Origin of the sequence: Lysinibacillus sp. FSL K6-3209, from assembly GCF_037976175.1 — a bacterium.
Lineage (GTDB): Bacteria > Bacillota > Bacilli > Bacillales_A > Planococcaceae > Lysinibacillus > Lysinibacillus sphaericus_D.
In genome coordinates, this window is record NZ_CP150264.1 from 61,973 (window position 1) to 86,000 (window position 24,028).

Annotated in this window: 25 protein-coding genes; 24 read left to right on the forward strand and 1 reads right to left on the reverse strand. The window is 37.2% G+C overall.

The features are described from left to right. The first annotated feature begins 46 nt into the window (after nt 1–46). From MHH88_RS00260 to rsmI, 7 genes are all read left to right on the forward strand, one after another. On the forward strand, nt 47–487 hold the full coding sequence (locus MHH88_RS00260; protein WP_069510804.1) for a YaaR family protein: 441 nt from the start codon (nt 47–49) through the stop codon (nt 485–487). Nucleotides 488–651: 164 nt separating this feature from the next. Next, nucleotides 652–1,656 (forward strand): DNA polymerase III subunit delta', encoded by a 1,005-nt coding sequence (gene holB / locus MHH88_RS00265; RefSeq protein WP_339260825.1) that lies wholly within the window; start codon nt 652–654, stop codon nt 1,654–1,656. Further along, nucleotides 1,649–2,464 carry a stage 0 sporulation family protein gene (locus tag MHH88_RS00270; RefSeq protein ID WP_024362575.1) on the forward strand — a complete coding sequence of 272 codons (816 nt, stop codon included), beginning with the start codon at nt 1,649–1,651 and terminating at the stop codon, nt 2,462–2,464. Before holB ends, MHH88_RS00270 begins: the two co-directional genes overlap by 8 nt. 27 nt (nt 2,465–2,491) lie before the next feature. Continuing rightward, a complete protein-coding gene (gene yabA, locus MHH88_RS00275; protein WP_024362576.1) occupies nt 2,492–2,848 on the forward strand; it encodes a DNA replication initiation control protein YabA in 357 nt (118 codons plus the stop codon). A gap of 63 nt (nt 2,849–2,911) precedes the next feature. Continuing rightward, complete coding sequence (locus tag MHH88_RS00280; RefSeq protein ID WP_339260827.1) at nt 2,912–3,661, forward strand: tRNA1(Val) (adenine(37)-N6)-methyltransferase; 750 nt, start codon at nt 2,912–2,914, stop codon at nt 3,659–3,661. Continuing rightward, a complete protein-coding gene (locus MHH88_RS00285; protein WP_069510809.1) occupies nt 3,645–3,908 on the forward strand; it encodes a GIY-YIG nuclease family protein in 264 nt (87 codons plus the stop codon). Before MHH88_RS00280 ends, MHH88_RS00285 begins: the two co-directional genes overlap by 17 nt. Continuing rightward, nucleotides 3,905–4,780 carry a 16S rRNA (cytidine(1402)-2'-O)-methyltransferase gene (gene rsmI, locus MHH88_RS00290; protein ID WP_069510811.1) on the forward strand — a complete coding sequence of 292 codons (876 nt, stop codon included), beginning with the start codon at nt 3,905–3,907 and terminating at the stop codon, nt 4,778–4,780. The genes MHH88_RS00285 and rsmI overlap by 4 nt, the downstream gene beginning before the upstream one ends. 269 nt (nt 4,781–5,049) lie before the next feature. Here the strand turns inward: rsmI and MHH88_RS00295 are convergent, their stop codons facing one another. Continuing rightward, nucleotides 5,050–5,328, reverse strand: a complete 279-nt coding sequence (locus MHH88_RS00295; protein WP_024362580.1) for an AbrB/MazE/SpoVT family DNA-binding domain-containing protein — start codon at nt 5,326–5,328, stop codon at nt 5,050–5,052. Between the two features lie 347 nt (nt 5,329–5,675). On the opposite strand from MHH88_RS00295, the gene metG reads away from it, so the two are divergent. The 17 genes from metG to mfd all read left to right on the forward strand — a co-directional run bounded on the left by metG (nt 5,676) and on the right by mfd (nt 23,848). Continuing rightward, entirely contained in the window at nt 5,676–7,652 is a 1,977-nt protein-coding gene (metG, locus tag MHH88_RS00300) for a methionine--tRNA ligase (protein WP_339260831.1), read from the forward strand. A 253-nt stretch (nt 7,653–7,905) separates the two neighbouring features. Beyond that, a complete protein-coding gene (locus MHH88_RS00305; protein ID WP_339260833.1) occupies nt 7,906–8,676 on the forward strand; it encodes a TatD family hydrolase in 771 nt (256 codons plus the stop codon). A gap of 135 nt (nt 8,677–8,811) precedes the next feature. Continuing rightward, on the forward strand, nt 8,812–10,023 hold the full coding sequence (locus tag MHH88_RS00310; RefSeq protein ID WP_069510818.1) for a G5 and 3D domain-containing protein: 1,212 nt from the start codon (nt 8,812–8,814) through the stop codon (nt 10,021–10,023). Between the two features lie 167 nt (nt 10,024–10,190). Beyond that, the gene (rnmV, locus tag MHH88_RS00315) at nt 10,191–10,757 is read left to right on the forward strand and encodes a ribonuclease M5 (protein WP_069510820.1); all 567 of its coding nucleotides are present in this window, start codon (nt 10,191–10,193) and stop codon (nt 10,755–10,757) included. Further along, entirely contained in the window at nt 10,750–11,631 is an 882-nt protein-coding gene (gene rsmA / locus MHH88_RS00320) for a 16S rRNA (adenine(1518)-N(6)/adenine(1519)-N(6))-dimethyltransferase RsmA (protein WP_103978045.1), read from the forward strand. Before rnmV ends, rsmA begins: the two co-directional genes overlap by 8 nt. 155 nt (nt 11,632–11,786) lie before the next feature. Then, nucleotides 11,787–12,047: a Veg family protein gene (locus MHH88_RS00325; protein WP_004229199.1), complete on the forward strand. Its 261-nt coding sequence runs from the start codon at nt 11,787–11,789 to the stop codon at nt 12,045–12,047. Nucleotides 12,048–12,161: 114 nt separating this feature from the next. Then, on the forward strand, nt 12,162–12,341 hold the full coding sequence (locus tag MHH88_RS00330; RefSeq protein ID WP_004229193.1) for a small, acid-soluble spore protein, alpha/beta type: 180 nt from the start codon (nt 12,162–12,164) through the stop codon (nt 12,339–12,341). A gap of 211 nt (nt 12,342–12,552) precedes the next feature. After that, entirely contained in the window at nt 12,553–13,419 is an 867-nt protein-coding gene (ispE, locus tag MHH88_RS00335) for a 4-(cytidine 5'-diphospho)-2-C-methyl-D-erythritol kinase (protein ID WP_069510824.1), read from the forward strand. A gap of 56 nt (nt 13,420–13,475) precedes the next feature. Further along, nucleotides 13,476–14,303, forward strand: coding sequence for a pur operon repressor (gene purR / locus MHH88_RS00340; RefSeq protein WP_024362588.1), 828 nt, complete (start codon nt 13,476–13,478; stop codon nt 14,301–14,303). 3 nt (nt 14,304–14,306) lie between these two features. Continuing rightward, entirely contained in the window at nt 14,307–14,681 is a 375-nt protein-coding gene (locus tag MHH88_RS00345; protein WP_024362589.1) for a RidA family protein, read from the forward strand. A gap of 342 nt (nt 14,682–15,023) precedes the next feature. Then, nucleotides 15,024–15,326: a septation regulator SpoVG gene (spoVG, locus tag MHH88_RS00350; RefSeq protein WP_069510826.1), complete on the forward strand. Its 303-nt coding sequence runs from the start codon at nt 15,024–15,026 to the stop codon at nt 15,324–15,326. Between the two features lie 272 nt (nt 15,327–15,598). Beyond that, the gene (gene glmU, locus MHH88_RS00355) at nt 15,599–16,969 is read left to right on the forward strand and encodes a bifunctional UDP-N-acetylglucosamine diphosphorylase/glucosamine-1-phosphate N-acetyltransferase GlmU (RefSeq protein ID WP_069510827.1); all 1,371 of its coding nucleotides are present in this window, start codon (nt 15,599–15,601) and stop codon (nt 16,967–16,969) included. Nucleotides 16,970–16,993: 24 nt separating this feature from the next. After that, nucleotides 16,994–17,953 (forward strand): ribose-phosphate diphosphokinase, encoded by a 960-nt coding sequence (locus MHH88_RS00360; RefSeq protein ID WP_024362592.1) that lies wholly within the window; start codon nt 16,994–16,996, stop codon nt 17,951–17,953. A 452-nt stretch (nt 17,954–18,405) separates the two neighbouring features. Then, on the forward strand, nt 18,406–18,996 hold the full coding sequence (locus MHH88_RS00365) for a 50S ribosomal protein L25/general stress protein Ctc (RefSeq protein WP_069510829.1): 591 nt from the start codon (nt 18,406–18,408) through the stop codon (nt 18,994–18,996). 210 nt (nt 18,997–19,206) lie between these two features. After that, complete coding sequence (gene pth / locus MHH88_RS00370) at nt 19,207–19,770, forward strand: aminoacyl-tRNA hydrolase (RefSeq protein ID WP_069510831.1); 564 nt, start codon at nt 19,207–19,209, stop codon at nt 19,768–19,770. Nucleotides 19,771–19,830: 60 nt separating this feature from the next. Further along, nucleotides 19,831–20,058: an anti-sigma-F factor Fin gene (locus MHH88_RS00375; RefSeq protein ID WP_069510833.1), complete on the forward strand. Its 228-nt coding sequence runs from the start codon at nt 19,831–19,833 to the stop codon at nt 20,056–20,058. A 277-nt stretch (nt 20,059–20,335) separates the two neighbouring features. Beyond that, nucleotides 20,336–23,848 carry a transcription-repair coupling factor gene (gene mfd / locus MHH88_RS00380; protein WP_103978041.1) on the forward strand — a complete coding sequence of 1,171 codons (3,513 nt, stop codon included), beginning with the start codon at nt 20,336–20,338 and terminating at the stop codon, nt 23,846–23,848. The last annotated feature ends 180 nt before the right edge of the window (nt 23,849–24,028 follow it).

Below are 24,028 nucleotides of genomic sequence, written 5' to 3' on the forward strand. Positions count from 1 at the left end.
AACTATAGATGACATTGATAATAAAGCAATTGGGGGCGAATAAAGCTTGAAGATCAATCAAGATATACGTGTCGGGATCAATACTAATCGTAAGGAGCCTCTACAAAATAATAATCCAAATAACCGATTTGGTGATATGGTCGTCAAGCAAGGCTCCAAATTGCAAACCGAACAACTAACACGATTGTTGGGGGATATTTCAACTGCTGGTGACCGTGTGGCAAGGTCCCGTAATTTGCGAGAGCTTGCTCGTTTTAAAATGCTTGTGAAGCGTTTCTTACAGGAAACTGTCGAGCATGGTATGGAATTAAAACAATCGCATACGTGGAATCGCTTTGGTGAAGGAAGACGATTGAAAATTATTGAGACAATTGATACGCGTCTTGTGGAGCTTGCACAAGATATTTTAGATGAAGAAAAGGAAGCAATTGACCTTCTCGACAAAATCGGTGAGATTAAAGGTCTATTAATTAATTTATATATGTAAAACCCGTGTCTTGTTCACTTGTAGGCGCGGGCTTTTTTCAAATTTAATCAGTAGGATTTACTTCTTACTATCACAATGGGTAAAGCGTTCGTTTCTTCTACCAAAAATAAATTTCATGTACAAGTCCATAAGGCTTTATAGATATAGGAAGGAATATAATAAAAATGGCGAAGAATGTTGAAGAGCTTTTCACACTACAGCCAGTCGTAATGAAGCAGCTTCAAACGATTTTTGACAAAGATAGATTAGCCCATGCATACATTTTTGATGGCGAAAAAGGAACAGGGAAAGTGGATATTATGCATTTTTTTGTAAAATTAATGCTATGTGAACACCCACATGAAAATGTTCCATGTGAAACATGTCGAAATTGCAGACGAGTTGAGTCGGGAAATCATCCGAATATTCACGAAATCTATCCGGAAGGTCAATTTATTAAAATTGATCAAATACGTGATCTTATTTCTGAAATGAAAATGATGGGTATTGAGCAAGGACGTAAAATATACGTACTTCATCATGCAGATCGTTTAAATATCGCATCTGCTAATATGATATTAAAATTTTTAGAGGAACCCGATGGAGAAGTTACGGCTATTTTGTTAACAGAGCAGATGCAATCAATATTGCCTACGATTCGTTCGCGCTGTCAGCATATTAAGTTTCAAAAAATGCCGCGTCAATTGTTGTTAAAGCATTTGCAAGAAAATGACGTTCCCCACTCCATGGCTTCTACGGTTAGCATGATGACGAACGAGCTCGAAACCGCTATTTTTTTAGCAAAAGATGAGCAGTTTGCACAGGCTCGAAAAACAGTGTTAAAATTAGTAGAGGCAATTCGCCAAAATGTACATGAAGCCATGATAGTTGTACATGAGGAATGGTTGCCACTATTTAAGGAAAAAAGCGAAATGGAGCAAGCATTGAATTTACTACTATTTGCTTACCGTGATATAGTGTCAATAAAAGCTAATCCCGAAGCAGCTTGTACTTATCCAGACATGTTACAGACGTTTAAAGAAGCTGCGTTACATTCGACTTTTGAACGCCTATCTAGTCAAATGGAGTCCATTTTACAGGCGCGTGCATCTTTACAGCGTAACATGAATAGGACGTTAATGATGGAGCAGCTAATGCTAAATCTGCAGGAGGGATATACATTTGTATAATGTAGTAGGAATCCGCTTTAAAAAGGCGGGTAAAATATATTATTTCGATCCAGCATCATTTCTACTAGAGGACAGTCAATATGTCATTGTAGAGACAGCTCGTGGTGTAGAATACGGTAAAGTGGTTGTCCCTCAAAAAGTAGTAGGGGAAAATGATGTCGTATTGCCACTTAAACAAGTACTACGACCAGCAGATGAACGTGATCGTATTCAAGTTGAAGAAAATGCGATTGAGTCAAAACGTGCATTTGAGCTAGCAAATGCAAAAATTATAGAACATAAACTAGAGATGAAACTTGTTGATGTTGAATATACATTTGATCGCAATAAAATTATCTTTTACTTTACGGCAGAAGGTCGTGTTGACTTCAGGGACTTAGTAAAAGATTTAGCATCTGTTTTTAGAACCCGTATCGAGCTCCGCCAAATTGGTGTGCGAGATGAAGCAAAATTATTAGGTGGTATTGGTCCTTGTGGCCGAATGCTATGCTGTTCAACATTTTTAGGTGATTTTGATCCGGTGTCTATTAAAATGGCAAAAGATCAGAATTTATCTTTAAACCCATCTAAAATATCTGGGTTATGTGGTCGTTTAATGTGCTGCTTGAAGTATGAAAACGATGAATACGAAGAAGCAAAAGAGGGTATGCCAGATATTGGTGAAATGACAATGACACCAGATGGCCGTGGGAGAGTTGTTGGTTTAAATGTGCTAGAAAGACTTATTCAAGTATATTTACAGGAGCAAGAGCGCACGGTTGAGTATACGCTCGAAGAACTGCTAGCATGCGAAAAAAATCTTATATAAGATAGAGAATTTAACGAGGTGGCTTGGGTGAAGGACCGTAATTTCTTAGATACCGTTATGGAGTTCGAACAACAGCTCGAAGCAATGCAGGCGCAATTTGGTGCATTGAAGCAATTTGTAGCGTTAATGATGGAAGAACATAAGGCACTCGAAACAGAAAATCATCACCTTCGTACACGTCTAGAAGAACTACTTTCTAAAGAGAACACCGTACAGGCTACAGATGAGAAGAAAGAGAATCCATTAGATATTGGCGAGGGATATGATAACTTAGCACGTCTATACCAAGAGGGCTTCCACGTTTGTCATGTTCATTTTGGAAGTTCACGTAAAGGTGAAGATTGTCTGTTTTGTCTATCATTTTTAAATAAGCAAAATGTGTAATAGAAGACTGATTCCCGCTTCGGTGGTATCAGTCTTTTGTTTTGTATAGTAGGAGGAAGGCTCATGGAAAATTGGTTGAAGGATGATGAAAGATTAGATTATTTGTTGGCAGAGAATTTACGTATTATTCAAAGCCCATCTGTCTTTTCTTTCTCATTGGATGCAGTGTTACTTTCGAAATTTGTCAATGTACCTTATCATAAAGGGGAAATAGTTGATTTATGCTCAGGTAATGGTGTTATTCCGTTATTTTTAAGTGCTAGAACGAAAGGACATATTACGGGTGTAGAATTACAGCCTCGTTTATTTGACATGGCAGAGCGAAGTATTCGGTATAATAACTTAGCGCAACAAATCAATATGGTACTTGGTGATGTAAAGGAAATTCCATCTCAATTAGGAATAGAAAAATATGATGTAGTGACTTGTAATCCGCCATATTTTTTAGCACATGAAGCAAGTGATAAAAATTTATCTGAACATTACGCGATCGCTCGACATGAGTTACATTTAACGCTCGATGAAGCGGTGCAATCCGCAAGTAGATTATTAAAACAAGGTGGAAAAGCAGCATTTGTACATCGCCCTGGTCGCTTATTAGATATTGTCACAGCTATGCGAGCAAATCGATTAGAACCAAAACGAATGCAACTGATTTATCCGAAAGCAGGGAAGGAAGCCAATACTTTATTAATCGAAGCAATAAAGGATGGTAAACCAGATTTGAAAATATTACCCCCACTGTATGTCTACGATTCAAATAATGAATATACAGCTGAAGTGAGAGCAATGCTTTATGGACAAAACGAATAGTCATTTCTTCTATGTGTTAGAATGTGCGGACAAGTCATATTATGCAGGATATACAACTAATGTAGAAAAGCGTGTTGCCGCACATAATGCAGGGAAAGGTGCCAAATATACACGGGCTAGAGGGCCGGTTGAATGTATTTATGTCGAAGCTTTCGACACAAAACAAGAAGCGATGCGGGCAGAATATGCTTTTAAGCAGTTAACACGGGCGCAAAAAACGAACTATATAGGGAGGGGTAAATCGTGAAATCACAAAAAAGTACGATGCAGGATCATCAAGGACATTTATATCTTGTCGCAACACCCATTGGCAATTTAGAGGATATGAGTGTACGTGCACTACGAATTTTAAAGGAAGCGGATGTAATCGCTGCTGAAGATACACGGAATACAAAGAAGCTATGCAACTATTTTGACATTGAAACACCACTTGTAAGTTATCACGAACATAATATTGATGCCGGGGGAGAGAAGCTACTTAGCTTTTTACGTCAAGGAAAGACGGTGGCATTAGTAAGTGATGCTGGTTTACCTTGTATTTCGGACCCAGGGGCAGATATTGTTAGTAAGGCAATTGCCGAAGGAATAGCTGTAGTACCAATACCAGGTGCGAATGCCGCAATTTCTGCTTTAATTGCTTCTGGTTTAACACCACAACCCTTTTTCTTTTACGGGTTTTTAAATCGTGGAAAAAAAGAGAGACGACAACAATTAGAGCAATTAAAAAAAAGACAAGAAACCATCTTATTTTACGAGGCTCCCCATCGTTTAAAAGAAACACTAAAGGATATGGAATTAATTCTTGGTAACCGTCGTATTGTGCTTGCGCGTGAACTGACAAAAAAATTCGAAGAGTTTCTTCGTGGTACTATAACAGAAGCGGTGGAATGGTCTCAAACTGAAGAAATCCGCGGAGAGTTTTGTATTGTATTGGAAGGAAATCAAAATGCAGAAGACGATATGCAAGAAGATGCCTATTGGATTGCCATGAATGTAGTGGAACATGTTGATTATATTATTGCCGAATCAGGCGTTACTTCTAAGGAAGCAATAAAAGAAGTTGCAAAACTGCGCCAAGTAGCGAAGCGTGATATTTATAACGAATACCATAGTGAGTGAGTAGTAAAGATTGTCTCCATAGAGGCAATCTTTTTTTGTTATGAAAATACAATATTCGCCAATTTATTACGATTGAGAGTGATTATCTCTATTAAAACGTTCATGTTTAAATTGATAATAATTGTAAAAACGGGTAATCTTAATAAAAGAGGTCTGACATGGACATTATATGGGAAGTATATATAAAACTTTGCCATTATAAAAAGAAATTTTTATCAAATAATAAAAACACCTAAACCGCTGTTGTCGATTTAGGTGCAGGAATGGGTTTATTTTTTTAAGCTAGATTGGATTTCTTTCATTAACATTTCTGCGCCTTCAGGGCTTAAAATTAATTTGCCTCCAACTAGACGGAAGTTATCATCAGAAACTTCACCAGTAACAGCACAAGTCATGTTAGGCATATATTTTTTTAGAATGATTTTGTCATCATCTACGTAGATTTCTAAAGCGTCTTTTTCAGCGATACCTAATGTACGACGAAGTTCGATTGGAATTACCACACGACCTAATTCATCGACTTTACGAACAATACCTGTTGATTTCATAATTATTTTTCCTCCTATAAGTGAAAGTTATATTTGTGTTTCGTCAAATTTCGACATAATTTCCTTGTCTGATAGTTATCATACCAAGTAATGCCATAAACGTCAATTAATTAATACAGTAATAATTTCTTATTTGTAAAAATTTTTGAGGAGAAAACTGTTATTTCTATTTTTTTAAAAGGTTTTTATTATAGATTTTATTTTATAGTAAAAAAGCTTCTTATAAAATACATTAAATGGATTAATATAATATTCGACATTTTTCGCATTCAATAAACTTTCATTGAAACGAATTTCGTACTTCGATAGAATAGATATTATACTGTGAAACATTGGAGGCAGTTCTCGTGAGCGAACAAAACAAAACATTCTATATAACAACCCCGATTTACTATCCAAGTGGAAAATTCCATATTGGTACAGCGTATACGACAGTAGCGTCTGATACGATTGCACGTTACAAACGTTTACGTGGCTATGATGTACGTTTCTTAACTGGGATGGACGAGCATGGACAAAAGATTCAAGAAAAAGCTGAAGAAGCTGGCAAGCATCCTCAAGAATATGTAAATGAGATTGCCGAGGCAGCGAAAAAACTATGGGCATTAATGGATATTTCTTATGATGATTTCATTCAAACAACGGAAGAACGTCATAAAAAAACTGTCGAAAAAATTTTCCAAAAGTTTTTAGACAACGGCGATATCTATAAAGGTGAGTATGAAGGGTGGTACTGTACTCCTTGTGAGTCATTCTTTACTGAAACGCAATTAGAAGATGGAAAGTGTCCAGACTGTGGTCGCGCTGTACACAAAGTTAAAGAAGAATCTTACTTCTTTAATATGAAGAAATACGCAGATCGCCTACTCGCTTATTATGAAGAAAATCTAGAATTCATCGAACCGGAATCTCGTAAAAACGAAATGATTAATAACTTTATTAAACCAGGGCTTGAAGATTTATCAGTTTCACGAACTTCATTTGATTGGGGCATTAAAGTACCGGGAGATCCAAAACACGTAATTTACGTTTGGGTAGATGCGTTAACAAATTATATTACCTCTTTAGGTTACTTATCAGAAGATGAAACGTTATTTAATAAATATTGGCCAGCCGATGTACATGTGGTAGGAAAAGATATCGTACGTTTCCATACAATCTATTGGCCGATATTCTTAATGGCTCTTGATTTACCATTACCTAAAAAAGTTTTCGCGCATGGATTTATTATGATGAAAGACGGAAAAATGTCTAAATCAAAAGGAAATGTTATCTATCCTGAAATGTTAATCGAACGTTATGGATTAGATGCAACACGTTACTTCCTATTAAGAGAGTTACCATTCGGCTCTGATGGCGTATTTTCACCAGAATCATTTGTGGAGCGAACAAATTTTGATTTAGCTAATGATTTAGGTAATTTATTAAACCGTACAATTTCTATGATTAATAAGTATTTTGATGGTAATATTCCTACAGAAAATCTTCAATCGACAGAATTTGATGAGGCATTAAAAGTGCATGCAGAAACTGTACGTATTAAATATGAAGAAAGTATGGAAAAAATGCAATTTAGTGTCGTATTAGCAGACCTGTGGACACTAGTATCTCGTACAAATAAATACATTGATGAAACACAGCCTTGGGTACTTGCAAAAGAAGAAGCAGATAAGCCAAAATTAGGGGCTGTTATGCGAAATTTGGCAGAGAGTTTACATCATATTGCCGTTATGCTACAACCATTTATGACATCTACACCGACACGCATATTGCAACAATTAGGATTAGACGACAAATTTTTATCATGGGAAACAATTGAAACATTCGGTAATACTATTCCAGCAAACATTAAAGTGGTAGAAAAAGGTACACCAATTTTCCCACGTTTAGATGGTGAAATTGAAATTACTTACATTCGAGAAGAAATGCGCGGCTCTGTAAAAACTTCTCAAGAAGAAGAACCAAGCACAGAATCAAAAGTTGTAGAAATTCCAGAAATACCTGCAATTTCTATTGATGATTTTATGAAAGTGGACTTACGTGTGGCAACGGTTACAGCATGTGAACCGATTCCAAAAGCGGATAAATTATTAAAGCTACAAGTTGACCTTGGATATGAGCAACGCCAAGTAGTTTCGGGAATTGCTAAGTATTATACTGCGGAAGAGCTAGTCGGACAAAAAGTGATTGTTGTTGCAAACTTGAAACCTGTAAAATTACGTGGTGAATTATCACAAGGGATGATTTTAGCTGGTGAAAAAGATGGAATTTTAAAGCTAGCCTCTGTTGATCCAAAACTTGAAAATGGTGCAAAAGTAAAATAAAAAATGCAGTATGGCCTGTTGAGTAGAAAATATTCAGCAGGCCATTCTAAATTTGGACTATTATTTGGCCGAAAACTATTTCACTATAACTTATGCAACGCGTAAATTGGCGAATTTTAGGCACATGGTAATAGTTTTGGCGAATATATATAAGTGTATTGTCACAATACTAATTTGTTTGTAACAAAATTGTAATGCAGATGAAAAATATGAAATAATAATTTTTAATAAAATCAAGGTTAGGGGAATGACAATGTTTATCGATACTCATGTACATTTAAATGCAGAGCAATATCAAGAAGACTTACAAGAAGTCATAGATCGAGCTCTTGAAGCAAAGGTTGAAACCATGGTAGTTGTAGGTTTCGATCGTAAAACGATTAAAAAAACAATGGAATTAGTAGAACAATACGATTTTATTTATGGTGTGATTGGTTGGCATCCAGTAGATGCCATTGATTGCACTGAAGAAGATTTAAAATGGATTGAGGAATTGGCGGCACATCCTAAAGTCGTTGGAATTGGTGAAACAGGGTTAGACTATTACTGGGATAAATCACCAAAGGATGTTCAGCAAGCTCTTTTTCGCAAGCAAATTCATTTAGCACAAAAAGTAAATTTACCAATTATCATTCATAATCGAGATGCAACAGCAGATGTTGTGGATATTTTACGTGAAGAGAACGCTGCTTCTGTTGGAGGCGTTATGCATTGCTATAGTGGGAGTGTAGAAACAGCACGTCAATGCATCGCAATGAATTTTATGATTAGTCTTGGCGGACCAGTGACTTTTAAAAATGCTCGTATGCCGAAAGAAGTGGCAACAGAGATACCTTTAGAGCACTTGATGATTGAAACAGATGCGCCATATCTAGCTCCACATCCATATCGTGGTAAACGTAATGAACCAGCATTGGTGCCATTAGTTGCAGAAGAAATTGCACGTTTAAAAGAAATCCCAATTGAGGAAGTTGCCAATGTAACGACTGCCAATGCAAAAAAATTTTTTAGGATTGACGTTTAACTAGCTAAAGTGCCTCCAATACTGTGTTTGCGGTTGGCTAAAATAGCATGGTCAAATTTTTTTGAAATACATTCGGGTTGACAGTGCTAAATCTAGTCCGTATAATCCAACTTTGTATTAAGGAGGCGTTTTTTCATGTCAAATAATTCCATGAAAAACTTGTTCTTAGGATCATTGAGGAGTAAGCAAACAGTGATAAGAATTGTTTCACTTGTCCTGTTTGTGTCAGTAATTTCATTCGTACTTTACCAAGGTACTAAAAAATCCGTAACGCTTAATGCTAACGGAGAAGCAATTGAAGTATCAACACATGCTAAAACTGTAGAAGAACTATTACAAAATCAAAATATAGACGTAGCAGCGCATGACAAAATATCACCCTCTCTGAATGCCAAAATTGTTAATGGTTTAGCAATTACTTGGGAACAGGCAAAAGAAGTAACAATTTCAGTTGATGGAAATCAGTCAAAAGTTTGGACAACTGAAAAACTAGTGAAAGACATTTTGAAGGAAGCAAATATCGAAGTATCAGAACATGATTCATTAGCGCAAGGTTTGGATACAGAAGTAGGAGCAGATAACAAAATCGATATTCAAAAAGCGTTTCAGGTAACGCTTGTCGATGGTTTAGAAAACAGACAAGTTTGGTCCACTTCGACTACGGTCGCTAACTTTTTAAAACAACAAGGAATTCAACTTAATGAATTCGATCGTGTCGAGAATAACCTGGAGGACGTTATCACTCCAGAGAGTAAAATCGCAGTAGTTCGCGTAGAAAAGGTTATCGATGTAGTGGAAGACTCTATAGATTTCACAATTGAAAAGAAGCAAGATGCTTCTTTGCTTAAAGGAAAAGAAAAAGTTGTCACGACGGGCGAGAAGGGTACAGTTTCTCGAACGTATGAAGTCGTGAAAGAAAACGGCAAAATTGTGGCAAAAAATTTACAATCTGAAAACGTTATAAAAGAGCCAAAGAAACAAGTAGTTGCTGTTGGTGCAAAAAAATTAGTAGCTAGCGCAACAACTGTGTCTCGTGGTTCAGCGGAGCCTGCTAGTGGGAAAGAATTTTATGTAACAGCAACAGCTTATACACCGTATTGTAAAGGCTGTTCAGGTACATCAGCTACTGGCATTAACTTGCGTTCAGGTTCTGGCTTAAAGGTAATCGCAGTAGATCCATCTGTTATTAAACTTGGCTCAAAGGTGTGGGTTGAAGGTTATGGAACAGCTATTGCTGGGGATACTGGCGGATCAATTAAAGGTAATAAGATCGACATACTTGTACAAACAGATGCTCAAGCCCGTAACTGGGGACGTAAGAAAGTGCGTATTAAAGTATTAAATTAAAAAAAATGTAAAATATAACAAAATGTTTTCACTAAGCATTGGCTTTCCTGTATTGACTGGCGGGAAAGCTTTTTTCACGTATAGGACAAACGAGCCTTGTATTTCTGTACAATCACACAGGGCAGTTGTAAAATGGTCTGAAGATAAGGTAGAAAAGAGGAGCCTTTTTGCAAATTCAAGAAATCATTGTCGTTGAAGGAAAAGATGATACAACAGCCATTAAGCGAGCTGTGCAAGCAGATACTATTGAAACAAATGGATCTGCGATTTCAGAGGAGACGCTTAAACGTATTCAGCACGCACAGGATAAACGAGGTGTTATTGTGTTTACAGATCCAGATTATCCAGGACGGCGAATTCGAGCTATTATTGAGCAACATGTCTCAGGAGTAAAACATGCCTTTTTACCAAAATCAAAAACAATTGCAAAAAACGGTAAAGGTTTAGGCATTGAGCATGCGGCAGATGAGGATATTCGCGAAGCGTTAAGTCTTGTCTATACGCCAAATAGCAGCGAGCCCATTGCCGATGATATTACACTAGAAGATTTAATGACCGCTCGTTTAATCGGTCATCCATTGGCGAAAAGACGTCGTGATCGTCTAGGTGAAATATTGAATATTGGTGCAACAAATGGTAAACAACTTCATAAAAGATTGAAAATGTTTCAAATAACAGAACAGCAATTTGGTGCTGCTGTCGCACAGGTAGATCAGGAGGAAAATAATGCATAAGGATATTGCAACACCCATTCGAACACAGGAAATTTTAAAGAAATATGGTTTTTCATTTAAAAAGAGCTTAGGTCAAAATTTTTTAATTGACCCGAACATTTTAAGAAACATTGTTAGTCATGCGAATTTGACAGAAAACAGTGGTGCAATTGAAGTTGGTCCCGGTATTGGCGCATTAACCGAGCATTTGGCACGCAGCGCAAAAAAGGTCGTATCGTTTGAAATCGATCAGCGTTTATTACCAGTACTAGCCGATACATTAAGTCCATATAATAATGTGTCTATCGTGCATTCCGATATTTTAAAAGCAGATGTTGCTAAAGTAATTGAGGAGGAAATGCCAGGTATTGAGGATATTATGGTTGTTGCTAATTTACCCTATTATGTTACGACACCAATTTTAATGAAGTTGTTAAATGATCGTCTACCAATCCGTGGTTTTGTGGTGATGATGCAGAAAGAAGTTGCGGATCGTATTACAGCGAAACCAGGAACAAAAGAATATGGTTCATTATCGATTGCCATTCAATATTACGTGACGGCTGAAATTGCGATGACCGTACCGAAAACTGTTTTTATGCCACAACCAAATGTAGATTCAGCAGTTATTCGCCTTATTAAGCATGATGCGCCACCGGTTAATGTAATTGATGAGGACTTTCTTTTTGTTGTCACAAGAGCGTCATTTGTACAGCGTCGTAAAACCATCTTAAATAATTTACAATCGGGTTTACCAAATGGTAAGGCCAATAAAGAGAAAATTATCGAGGCTTTAGAATCTGTAAATATCGAGCCAACTCGTCGTGGTGAGACGCTTTCTATTCAAGAGTTTGGAAAGCTGGCGGACGCACTTTACCCAACCTTTGCAAAGTAAAAAAATTGTTACATTTTCATGTGTTATGAAAAAAAAACGTATTTTTTCAAAAAAAATAAGTTGACAACATTTACAAAGGGCTGATAAAATATTATATTTTGTTGACATTTTTGGGCGTATCACTTATACTAGTTATTAGTGAGGTGTAAGCGAAAATGCCAAAAACTTTAGCGGACATTAAAAAGTCGTTGGATTGTCATTTGGGTAAACGTTTGCAGTTAAAAGCAAACGGTGGTCGCAAGAAAACGGTCGAGTGTGCAGGGATATTGCGCGAAACATATCGTGCAATTTTTGTAGTTGAGCTTGATCAAGAAGACAATACGTGCAAGCGCGTATCGTATAGCTACACAGATATTTTAACTGAGGCAGTAGAGATTACATTTTTAGACGAAGCAAAAGCTGCTGTCGCGAAATAGTTTCTAGTACTTATTTCTATATTTTGGAGCACTCATGTATGTTAAAAACTACATGAGTGTTTTTCGTTTTATCGGACATACTAATGTCGTCAGTTGTTACAAGGAGGAGTTTATATGCCTAGAAAAGGTATCATGTCACCTCGTTTAAAAGAAGAGATCGCCAAAGAACTTGGATTTTATGATGTTGTGCAAAAAGAAGGTTGGGGCGGCATTAAAGCTCGAGATGCTGGTAATATGGTGAAACGTGCCATTGAGATGGCGGAAAGAGCAAGCAGTGAACAAGAGCGTAAGTAGTCTACTTTGCGTAAAATAGGTTGCTTACATTTATTTACTTCATTTAGCTAGGCTTGCCTATGCTGAACACAACAAAACAACTGACGAGAGAGAACCGTTATAAAACGGTTCTTTTTTCAGTTTGCTTTCTCATTATGGTAAAATAAAATGAATTATCTTGCGCGAAAAATGAATGGCTGTTTCTGCGTGTAGTTATGAGGGAGGAAGTAAGATGCTTTATGTAAAGGCGCCTGCAAAAATTAATTTAACATTAGATGTTCTTTATAAACGACCAGATAATTATCACGAAGTGGAGATGGTCATGACGACTGTCGATTTGGCAGATCGTATTAGCTTAGAATCTCGTGAAGATGGAGTAATCGAAATTATTTCAACGGATAATTTCGTACCAAATGATCACCGCAACTTTGCTTATCAAGCAGCGCGTCTTATAAAAGATACATACGGCATTAGACAAGGTGTATCCATTACAATTGAAAAAGAAATACCGATTGCTGCAGGTCTTGCAGGAGGTAGTAGTGATGCAGCGGCGACACTAAAAGGCTTAAATGAACTTTGGAATTTAAACTTATCCATAGATGAGTTAGCAGAGCTTGGTGCTAAGATTGGCTCTGATGTATCTTTTTGTGTATACGGCGGTACAGCGTTAGCAACTGGACGTGGAGAAAAAATTCAAGAATTACCTGCTCCGCCAAGCTGTTGGGTTGTATTAGCCAAGCCTAAAATAGGCGTATCAACAGCGGAAGTATATGGCGGATTGAAAGTTGAAGGACTTGAGCATCCAAATACAAAGCAAATGATTCAAGCGATTGAGACGGATAATTATGAACTATTATGTGCATCTTTAGGAAATGTTTTGGAAACTGTAACATTTAAGTTGCATCCAGAAGTTATTATGTTAAAAGAGCAGATGAAACGTTTTGGAGCAGATGCGACATTAATGAGTGGAAGCGGTCCAACGGTCTTTGGCCTTGTGGATAGTGAGGCTCGTGTAAGTCGAATTTACAATGGCTTACGAGGCTTTTGTGAAGAAGTATATGCTGTGCGCATTTTAGGGGAGCGAAATACGCTTGCTTAAAAACGCATAATTGTGTTAATTTTACCTATAAATATTCGTGTTTAGGAGAGGGTCGCATGAAATGGAAGCGTAGTGAACGACTAGTTGATATGACGTACTATTTACTAGAACATCCACATCAGCTGATCCCGCTAACTTATTTTTCAGAATTATATCAATCAGCTAAGTCTTCAATTAGTGAAGATTTAACGATTGTAAAAGAAACTTTCGAAGAAAAAGGAATCGGGTTATTGACAACAGTGCCAGGGGCTGCAGGTGGTGTGAAGTATATTCCTAAAATGTCCGAAGAGGAAGTTCGTTTAGTGATACAGGATTTAAAAGCTGAACTTGAACATTCAGATCGTTTGTTACCTGGTGGCTATTTATTTATGACGGATTTACTAGGCAATCCAGATTTAATTAATCGAGTTGGTAAGGTCTTTGCATCTGCCTTTGCTGACCAACAAATTGATGTCATTATGACGGTGGCAACAAAGGGGATATCTATTGCCCATGCCATAGCAAGACATTTAAATGTACCAGTAGTAGTTGTACGTAGAGACAGCAAAGTAACAGAAGGTTCTACAGTCAGCATTAACTACGTATCTGGTTCTTCTCGTAGAATTCAGACAATGGTATTATCAAAAAGAAGCATGAAGAGTGGACAGCGTGTACTGATTACCGATGATTTTATGAAGGTCGGAGGTACGATGAACGGTATGAAAAATCTATTAGAAGAGTTTGACTGTCAACTAGCAGGTATCGCGGTTCTTGTTGAAGCAGAGCATGCCGATGAAACTTTAGTAGACGATTACTATTCACTTGTAAAGCTTCATGAGGTTAATGAAAAGGATCGTACGATTGCATTAAGTGAAGGAAATTATTTTACAAAAAGGGAGAAATGACAAATGAATGTAGTATCTACAACGAATGCACCAGCAGCAATTGGACCATATGCACAAGGAATAATTGTAAATGGGATGTTTTATAGTTCAGGTCAAATTCCGCTTACTGCAACAGGGGAATTAGTAGAGGGTGATATCGCCGCTCAAACACACCAAGTATTTGCTAACTTAAAGGCAGTGTTAGAGGCTGCTGGTTCATCATTAGACAATGTAGTAAAAACTACTGTCTTTATGAAAGATATGAATGACTTTGTGGCAATGAACGAAGTCTATGCTAGTCACTTTGGCGAACATAAGCCAGCTCGTTCGGCAGTGGAAGTAGCTCGTTTACCAAAAGATGTGAAAGTCGAAATAGAAGTAATAGCCGTTGTAAAATAAAATAAGCGCCCTTTAAAAGAACAATAACTCTTTTAAAGGGTTTTTTACTAATACTCAAAATTTCTTACGAGTGCCATGTAGTCATTATCTTAGACATCTAAAAAACTTGTTTACTTAGAAAATGGAGCTGTATTACAGAAAAACATAAAAGATTCGTTAGTTTTCCAAAAATTTGACAAACTATTGTCAAATTTACGATGAACTAGAGAAAATATTATAGTGAATTAAAAATGAAGTATTCAAATTTTTTAGAAAATTTGTTAGACTATGAAAAGGAAAATATTCGGTAATAGGAATATAAATATTTTCATTTAGGCATCTAAGATGAGAGGTGGTGAGAAAATGGAAGTTACTGATGTGAGATTACGTCATGTTCAAACGGATGGTCGCATGCGTGCGATTGCTTCCATTACACTCGACAATGAGTTTGTGGTACATGATATCCGTGTAATTGATGGCAATACAGGCTTATTCGTTGCTATGCCAAGTAAACGTACACCGGATGGAGAATTTAGAGATATTGCGCATCCGATTAATTCAACGACACGTAACAAAATTCAAGAGATTATTTTAAACGCTTATCATAACTCAAGCGACATGCCTGAGTCAGAACAAGCAGCCGAATTAGAAGGAATTGGCGTATAGTTTTATGAAAATAAATGTTCGTTCAAAGGTTATTTACAAAATAAGGACTTTTTGGCGATGAAAAATAGAAAGAACTCCTCATAGAATGAAGGGTTCTTTTTATTTTTCAAAAAAGAGAAAACGGGCAGATTTTAGTGCATAGCTCATAACAATCGAGCATAAGCCGTGTTTGATTTAGGAATTCACTTTTTAGTCAATTCTACATGCCTTGAAAATAGATGAATTTTGCTATATAGTCATAAGAGAAAATGAGCGTATTGGAGGACTTACTGATGAGCAATATTTTTGCTGTCATTTTGGCTGCAGGTCAAGGTACACGTATGAAGTCCAAATTATATAAAGTGCTCCATTCAGTATGTGGGAAGCCCATGGTACAACATGTAGTGGATCACATTCAAACGTTAGATGTCGAGCGCATCGTAACGGTTGTAGGACATGGTGCAGAAAAAGTAAAACAACAACTTGGCGATAAAAGTGAGTATGTTTTACAAGCTGAACAACTAGGTACAGCACATGCAGTACAACAAGCAGAGTCAATTTTAGGTAGCGAGCAAGGAACAACATTAGTTGTTTGCGGTGATACGCCACTTATTCGTCCTGAAACGATGAAAGCGTTATTTGAGCATCATCTAGCAAACAATGCAAAAGCGACAATTTTAACAGCTGTTGCTGAAAATCCAACTGGCTATGGTCGTATTTTACGTGGCGATAATGGACAGGTGGAACAAATTGTTGAACAAAAAGATGCAAGTGTTACGCAACAGCAAGTAAAAGAAATTAATACGGGGACATACTGCTTCGATAACAAGGCGTTGTTTGAGACGTTAAAGCTTGTGAAAAATGACAATGCACAGGGCGAGTATTATTTACCTGATGTAATTGAAATTTTACAAAAGCAAGGCGATATTGTTGAAGCATATGTAACAGATGATTTTGAAGAAACACTCGGAGTCAATGACCGTGTGGCATTGTCACAGGCGGAGACATTAATGCGTGCACGCATTAATGAACGTCATATGCGCAATGGTGTAACAATCATTAACCCAACTGCTACGTATATTAGTTCAGACGCAGTTATTGGACGTGATACTGTTCTACATCCTGGTTCTATGATTGAAGGGGCTACGGTAATAGGAGAAGATTGTATCATTGGTCCAAATTCACAAATTATTGATAGCCGTATCGGTGACCGTACTTCAGTACATTCCTCTGTTGTAAGAGAAAGCACTGTAGCGGAAGATACAGCGATTGGACCATTTGCACATATTCGTCCACTATCTGATATCGGTAGCCATGTTAAAATCGGTAACTTTGTAGAAGTGAAGAAAAGTACACTAGGTCATGACACAAAAGTATCCCATTTAAGCTATATTGGAGATGCTGAAATAGGAAATAACGTCAATGTTGGCTGTGGTTCTATTACAGTGAACTATGATGGGAAAAACAAATTCCAAACAATTATTGAAGATGATGTATTTGTAGGATGTAATACTAACTTAGTAGCGCCAGTGAAAGTTGGAAAAGGTTCATTTATTGCAGCAGGATCTACAATTACAAAAGAAGTTCCTGAAGATGCGCTAGCAATTGCTCGTGCAAGACAAGAAAACAAACCGAATTATGTAAGCAAATTAAATTCAAAATAATTATCAACTAAACAGGAGGCCATCATGCCGTATCAATATGCAAACTCACAATTAAAAATATTTTCACTCAATTCTAATAATCCACTTGCCCAAGAAATTGCGCAAGAAATGGGAGTTGAATTAGGGAAATCTTCTGTTAAGCACTTTAGCGATGGAGAGATTCAAATTAGCATTGAAGAAAGTATTCGTGGTTGTGACGTGTTTATCGTGCAGTCAACTTCTGCACCTGTAAACGAACATTTAATGGAGCTTTTAATTATGGTAGATGCTGTAAAACGCGCATCTGCACGTACAGTTAACGTTGTAATGCCTTACTATGGTTATGCTCGTCAAGACCGTAAAGCAAAAGCGCGTGAGCCAATTACAGCTAAATTAGTGGCAAACTTACTTGAAACGGCTGGTGCAACACGTGTTATCGTTTTAGATTTACATGCACCACAAATCCAAGGTTTCTTCGATATTTTAATCGATCACTTAATGGCGGTACCTTTACTATCTGATTACTTCAAATCAAAAGGTATTCCTGCTGAGGAAATCGTAATTGTTTCACCTGACCATGGTGGAGTAACGCGTGCACGTAAAATGGCAGAACGTTTAAAAGCACCAATTGCAATTATTGACAAACGCCGTCCAAAACCAAATGTTGCAGAAGTGATGAACATCGTTGGTAATGTTGATGGTAAAGTGGCAATCTTGATTGATGATATTATCGATACTGCAGGTACAATTACGATTGGCGCTGATGCATTACGTGCTGCGGGTGCAAAAGAAGTGTATGCATGTTGCTCACATCCAGTACTTTCTGGCCCAGCTATCGAGCGTATTGAAAACTCTGCGATTAAAGAATTAGTAGTAACAAATACAATTCAACTTTCTGAAGAGAAAAAATCACCAAAAATTACAGAGCTTTCAGTAGCTAAATTAATGGCAGATGCAATTTCTCGCGTTTACGAAAACAAATCAGTAAGTACTTTATTCGATTAATTAAAATCGATTCATAATGTTTTTAGGGACAGATGCATGTCAATAAAGCAAAAGGCGGCGAACTCCATCGAAGGATAGTGTCCGCCTTAGCTTTATAGCTTTTAAAAGGGTTATCTGTAACGCTAGAAATATAAATTATGGGGTTCGTTTTAGTTATACGTAAAAGAATTAGCATAATATGTGACAAAAAAAGGACAAATCTACATTTATGAGTAGATTTGTCCTTTTTGCGTAGCAGTTATGTGTGAAGTTTCTCATTAAAGGGTATAATAGTAATTGTTACTGCTTAATATTTGCATTCATATGTAAAAAGAATGTAAATATTATAAATAATTTCAGCGTTGTCAAAGACTTTTAACAGAACGAATAAATAGTATATTAAAATTCTGTAAATAGGTTGCGGCTTCGGTGAAATAAATTATTAATTTTTCTTGGAAGGGGAAGGTATAGATATGAGTACCGTGTTAAGTGTAAATAAACGCGAAACTGGGCATCGTTCGACATTAACCCAACTTAGAAAAGGGGGAGCCATTCCTGCTGTTATTTATGGCTACAAACTAGATTCAACCCCAATTTCTATTTCAGCGAAAGAATTTAGACAGTTCGTTCAAAAAAATGGGCGTAATGGTGTTATTCCGGTGGAGTTAGATGGTGAACGGGTAAATGTCGTTGTATCAGAAGTACAAAAATGTACACTGAAAGATGAAGTGAATCATGTTGATTTTTTAGCAATTGATATGACTGAAGAATTAGAAGTAGATGTTGCAGTAACACTTACTGGAGAATCCGTTGGTGTAAGTGAAGGTGGCATTTTAATGCAGCCAAACTTAGAAGTGAAAATTAAAGTAAAACCTACTGATATTCCAGAAACATTAGAAATTGATATTACGAAACTAGCAATTGGAGAATCTATCATGGTAGCGGATATTCGCAATCAAGTAGAGTTTGAAATTGTGAACGAAGATGATCATATCTTAGCAACAATTATGGCGCCAACCGTATCGGCAGAAGATGAAGAAGTCGAAGAAAGTGTTGAGGCATAAGGTTAAATAGACGTTAGTAGGGAAGGCTATCGAGGAAGTCGTAAAAGACGGACTTGATAGTCTTTTTTTGTTGAAAAAGCGACAATGAAATTAATGGCGAATGAATTTTTAGCATATGGATAATTGTTCAGAAGTGATATGAACGAAATGCTTTCTTAGAGCGCAGTATGGTAAAATAATGACTATTAGATTGAAAGAAGTGAGGTACTTATGAAAATTATCGTTGGTTTAGGAAATCCAGGTAAACCTTATGAGCATACAAGACATAATATTGGCTTTGATGTCATAGATGCATTAGCAAAAAAGTGGGATGCACCATTAACAAATTCTAAGTTTAATGGCATGTATGCTACTGTACATCGTCCTGAAGGAAAGGTTCTACTTGTTAAGCCTTTAACATATATGAATTTATCAGGGGAATGTGTTAGACCTCTCATGGACTATTTTGATATTGAGGTGAAAGATTTAATCGTTATTTATGATGATTTAGATTTAGAAACAGGCAAATTACGTTTGCGTCAAAAAGGCAGTGCGGGCGGGCATAATGGGATTAAATCGTTAATTCAGCATTTAGGAACGCAGGAATTTAATCGCATTCGTATTGGCGTGAGTCGCCCACCGGCAGGCATGAAGGTAGCGGATTATGTGCTATCCAAGTTTTCTAAAGAAGAAAATATTATTATGGCTGATGCTATTGATAATAGTGTTCATGCAATAGAAGCGTCTCTTTCAAAACCATTTCTTGATGTGATGAACCAATTTAACGGTGCATAATCTTTTTCCTAAATGTCTATACTTTAAGTAGTAAGTTGCTTAAAGGAGGATGATTTGGAGATGGCAATTCGCTACCGATGTAGGCATTGTGAAGTAGAAATAGGAACACTACCATTTGATGCAGATGATACAATTCGAAAGTTGCATATTTTTGAGTTAGGTGAGGCAGACGATTATGTTGAAAAGAATCAACAAGGTGAAACTACTGTCCACTGCATTTGTGAGCAATGTGAGGATTCGCTTAGACAATATCCAGATTATCACGCACTCAATAAATGGATTCAATAATTGGAAGGATGCTTTGGCGCACAATGTGTGCGTCCAAAGCTTTTTCCGTTTTTATTTTTTGAAGCACATGGTTATGCTGCTTTTAATCATACGAAAAAAATTAATACAGATGAATGATTAGAGAGTCATCTTTTTAAACTAAAAATGAACTGACTAGGACAATTACACAAAGGTGAACATGATAATTAGACAATGGGAATGTGTAATATTGTACTAGAATAATAGTATAAAACACATTGAATAATTAGAATTTTCGCGCTGAAAGGAGCTTTTGACTGTGGAAGTTTTACGACAGCTTGTGTCGCAGGACAAACATATCACATCATTTTTACAGGAGATTCAGAGCGGCAATACAGCATCACAGCTTATTACAGGTTTAACAGGAAGCGCACGTCCAGTTATGGTCGATGCGTTATTTGAACATGTCCAAAAACCCATTTATATTGTGTCACCCAATTTATTGCAGGCGCAAAAGATGGCGGATGAGCTTGTTGGGTTATTGGGAGAGGAACATGTTCACTATTACCCAGCAGATGAGTTTATTGCTGCTGACTTAGCAGTTGCCTCGCCAGAGCTTCGAGCAGAGCGTATTGCGACGCTTGATTGCCTAGCGAGAGGTGAAAAAGCTGTTTATATTATCCCGATTGCCGGTTTACGAAAAATAATGCCACCAAAAGAGCATTGGATTCATTATTTTTTACAGACAGCAGTCGGACAAGAAGTACAAATTGAGGAATGGTTACAGACGCTCGTAGCTATGGGCTATGTTCGTAATTCAATGGTAACGACACCTGGGGAGTTTGCGTTGCGTGGAGGGATTTTGGATATTTATCCTCCCTATTTAGAGGCGCCGATTCGAATCGAGTTATTTGATACAGAAGTGGACTCCATTCGTACATTTTCTGCGGATGACCAGCGTTCGATTGATAAATTGCAAGAAGTGCGTATTTTACCTGCATCAGAAGTGATTTTGACAATGGAAGAGCGAATCGCGTTAGCAGGTCGATTAGAAAGTGCGTTAGCGACAAGCTTGAAAAAAGTAAAGAAGCAAGAGACGAAAGAGCTGCTGTATCAACATATTCAGTATGATATAGAATTGTTGCAACAAGGGAACTTACCTGACTTTGTAAATAAATATGGCTCGTTGCTATATGATAAAACAGCTTATTTAGGTGACTATTTTGCACAAAATGGCATTGTATTATTTGATGAGCTAGGTCGTATTCAAGAAGTAATGGATGCATGGGAACGTGAAGAGGAAGAATGGTTTTTATCGCTAATCGAAGAGGGGAAAATGGTACATGATGTGAAACCAGCCTTTTCTTTAAAGGAAATATTGGCGATGCTGTCGCAGCAGAAGCTTTATTTCTCGCTATTTTCTCGTACGTTTGCAGGTATTACCTTTTCTAAAACGACTAATTTTTCATGTAAACCGATGCAACAATTCCACGGACAAATGGCATTATTACAAAGTGAAGTTGAACGATGGCAGCTTGGTAAATTTACCGTTCTTATCGTAGCTAGAGATAAAAACCGTGTAAAACGTGTACAGGAAATGCTTGAGGAATATGATATTCATGCAACCATTGGAGAGCCTCATGACCCAGGTCTATACATTGTAGAAGGCGGATTATCGAGTGGTTTTGAACTACCATTGCAGCGTCTGGCAATTGTGACAGAGGATGAATTATTTAAACAACAAGCAAAGAAAAAATCGCGCCCTCAAAAAATGACAAATGCAGAGCGTATTAAAAGCTATACAGAAATTAAAGCTGGCGACTTTGTCGTGCATGTGCATCATGGGATTGGGAAATACATTGGTGTAGAAACGCTTGTAGTCAATGGCACACATAAGGATTACTTGCATATACGCTATCGTGCAGACGATAAATTATATGTACCTGTGGAGCAAATCGATTTAATTCAAAAATATGTGGCATCTGAAGACCGCGAACCGAAGCTACATAAATTAGGTGGAGCAGAGTGGAAAAAAGCAAAAGCAAAGGTTTCCTCTGCCGTACAAGATATTGCAGATGATTTAATAAAGCTATACGCCAAGCGAGAAGCAGAAAAAGGGCATGCTTTTGCACCGGATAATGACGATCAACGGAATTTTGAGGCATCGTTCCCTTATGAAGAAACGGAAGATCAGCTTCGTTCTATAGTTGAAGTGAAACGTGATATGGAACGTGAACGCCCGATGGACCGCCTTGTATGTGGTGACGTAGGTTATGGTAAAACAGAAGTAGCCATTCGTGCAGCTTTTAAAGCTATTCAGGACGGTAAACAAGTTGCCTTCTTAGTGCCTACGACGATTCTAGCGCAACAACACTACGAGACAATCCGTGATAGATTTCAGGATTTTGCTATCAATGTCGGTTTATTATCTCGTTTCCGTACGAAAAAAGAGCAAGTAGCGACTTTAAAAGGATTAAAAGAAGGGCAAGTAGATATTGTAATAGGGACACATAGAATCTTATCTAAAGATTTAACGTTCCAAGATCTTGGTCTATTAATTGTAGATGAAGAACAGCGTTTTGGTGTTACCCATAAGGAAAAAATAAAACAATTAAAAACGAATGTGGACGTTTTAACATTAACCGCAACGCCTATCCCGAGAACATTGCATATGTCTATGGTAGGTGTTCGTGATTTATCGGTTATCGAGACACCTCCTGCCAATCGTTTCCCAGTACAAACCTATGTTATGGAGCATAGTGGGGCACTTGTACGCGAAGCCATTGAGCGAGAAATGGCGCGTGGTGGTCAAGTATTTTACTTATACAATCGAGTAGAGGATATGGCGCGTAAAGTTGAGGAGATTCAAATACTTGTCCCTGAAGCACGTATCGGCTATGCTCATGGCAAAATGACGGAATCACAATTGGAGTCTGTAATTTTAGCCTTTATTGAAGGGGATTATGATGTTTTAGTAACAACTACAATAATCGAAACAGGTGTTGATATTCCGAATGTGAACACGTTGATTGTCCATGATGCAGATCGAATGGGCTTAGCACAGCTCTACCAATTACGTGGCCGTGTAGGTCGCTCAAATCGAGTGGCATATGCTTACTTTATGTATCAACGTGACAAAGTACTGACAGATGTAGCTGAGCAACGATTACAAGCAATAAAAGAGTTCACAGAGCTCGGTTCTGGATTTAAAATTGCTATGCGTGATTTATCCATTCGAGGGGCTGGGAATTTATTAGGTGCGCAACAACATGGCTTTATTGATTCAGTTGGTTTCGACTTGTACTCCCAAATGCTAGAAGAGGCAATTGCAGAGCGACAAACTGGCGTGAAAAAAGAAGAGAAACCAGAGATAGAGATTTTACTCAACGTTGATGCTTACATTCCTGATGCGTATATACCAGACGGCTATCAAAAAATTCAGATGTATAAGCGCATTAAAGCGATGGACCAAGTAGATGAATACGAAGAAATTATGGAAGAATTACAAGACCGTTTTGGTGATTTACCAATCGAAACAGAACGTTTACTGCGTATTGCCCGCATGAAGATTTGGGGATTAGAAATGGGTGTTTCTTCTATTAAGGAAAAGCAAAAGGTCATCTCCATTTTGCTATCGGAGGAAGGTTCAGCCAAAGTGGATGGAAGTAAAATTGTAAGCGAGACGATGAAGTTTGAGCGAGCTGTTGGCTTCGGTATGGATAGTATGCAATTGATATTGACAATTGATGAGCGTAAATGCATAAAATACCATCATTTTGATATATTAGAAGAAATAATGCAGATTATTGCAAATTCCAAAAAAAATATGTGAAAAAAGGCTGAACTTGTTGACAAATTGGCAAGTTCAGCCTTATTGTATGAAAAGACAAATTTTTATTAAAAAAATTAATGTTGGATTCATAATCCTTTTCGTTCATTTTTTGCATAGATTGTCTCAAGAAAAACCATACTATTGTTGAAGAAAAATTTTAATGAATACGAAAGCGAGGCA